General features: G+C 72.9%; 2 protein-coding genes. One reads left to right on the top strand and one right to left on the bottom strand.

The features are described 5' to 3' along the window. On the top strand, window positions 1-518 hold a 518-nt coding region (locus B8460_RS13810; protein WP_048862190.1), incomplete at its 5' end, for a zinc-binding dehydrogenase. Window positions 519-534: 16 nt separating this feature from the next. Here the strand turns inward: B8460_RS13810 and B8460_RS13805 are convergent. Beyond that, window positions 535-1,182 (bottom strand): glutathione S-transferase family protein, encoded by a 648-nt coding sequence (locus B8460_RS13805; protein ID WP_048862189.1) that lies wholly within the window; start codon window positions 1,180-1,182, stop codon window positions 535-537. Between the last annotated feature and the right edge of the window lie 207 nt (window positions 1,183-1,389).

The raw sequence follows: 1,389 nt of genomic DNA, 5'->3' as shown, positions 1-1,389 counted from the left end.
GCGCGGCCGGCGGCGTCGGATCGGTCGCGATCGCGCTTCTGAAGGCCGCCGGCTGGACCGTGATCGCCTCCACCGGCCGGCCGGAGGAAGCGGACTATCTGCGAGGTCTCGGTGCCGACGAGGTGGTCGACCGGGCCAGCCTGTCCGCGCCCGGCAAGCCCCTGGGGCGGGAGCGCTGGGCGGCGGCGATCGACAGCGTCGGCTCGCACACCCTTGCCAACGTGCTCGCGGGCACGCGCTACGGCGGTGCCGTCGCGGCATGCGGGCTGGCGCAGGGGATGGACCTGCCGGCGACGGTCGCGCCGTTCATCCTGCGCGGCGTGTCCCTGCTGGGCGTGGACAGCGTCATGGCCCCGTTGCCGCTTCGCGAGGCCGCATGGGCGCGCATCGCGGGCGGCCTGGACCGCGCCGCACTGGCGGCGATGACGACCACTGTCGATCTCCCCGGCGCGATCGAGGCGGCGCGCACAATCGTGGACGGGCGCATCCGCGGGCGAACGGTGGTCGAGATCGGCTGACGCCCGGCGGCGCGGCCTATGCGAACGGGTCGGCGGCGGAGGCCGCCGCCGAATTCTGGGCCGCGTCGGCGCGTCGCCAGCCGTCGCGGGCCCGCAGCCGGTCGAGGTAGGCGGCGATCGTCGGGTTGAACCGGTCCTGCATGCCGATCTGCACGGCAAGCATCAGCGCGTAGCCGACGGAGATATCCGCCATGGTGAAGCGGCCGCAGTACCATTCCCGCCCGTCGTCCAGCCGCGCGGTCAGAGCCCGCAGCCGGGCGAAGAACCAGCGGGCATAGTCCTCGGCCACCTGAGGGATCTGCCGCTCGGCAGGCTCGAAGCGCGCATAACGGAGCACCAATGTCTGCGGGAAGGTCAGCGTCGCCTCCCCGTAATGCAGACCGTTGAGATAGGCGGCGAAGTCCGGCTCCTCGGGGCGGACGGCGAGCGGCGTCGGGCCGTAACGGTCGGCGAGGTACTGGCAGCAGGCCGCCGACTCCGTCATCCGCGCGTCGCCGTCCTCAAGCAGCGGAATCGTGCCGAGCGGATTGCGTTCGAGAAACGCCGGCGCCTCCACGCGCGGCGGAAACGGCAGCAGACGGAGTTCATAGCGCAGTCCCATCTCCTCCAGCGCCCACAAAGGGCGGAAGGAGCGGGCATTCATGCAATGCCAGAGCGTGATCACCGGGTTCCCCGCGTTTCGGCTTCCCGGCGGCTTAACATCGCGGCGGCGGGACGGCGAGCGGCGATCACGGCATCGGCTGCGCCGCGACCTCAGCGATGCGCCGGATCGGCGAGCCGGTGCCGGCCGGCCGGCGCAGTTCCGTGAGCGCGGCGCGGTACCGGAGGCCGGCAGCGCGCGGGCCGTGGACACGCTCGAACGCGGCGGCCC

Origin of the sequence: Acidisphaera rubrifaciens HS-AP3 (genome assembly GCF_000964365.1) — a bacterium.
In the GTDB taxonomy this organism is placed as follows: Bacteria; Pseudomonadota; Alphaproteobacteria; order Acetobacterales; family Acetobacteraceae; genus Acidisphaera; species Acidisphaera rubrifaciens.
The sequence above is the reverse complement of the archived record's forward strand: the minus strand, read 5'-3'. Positions and strand labels throughout refer to the sequence as shown.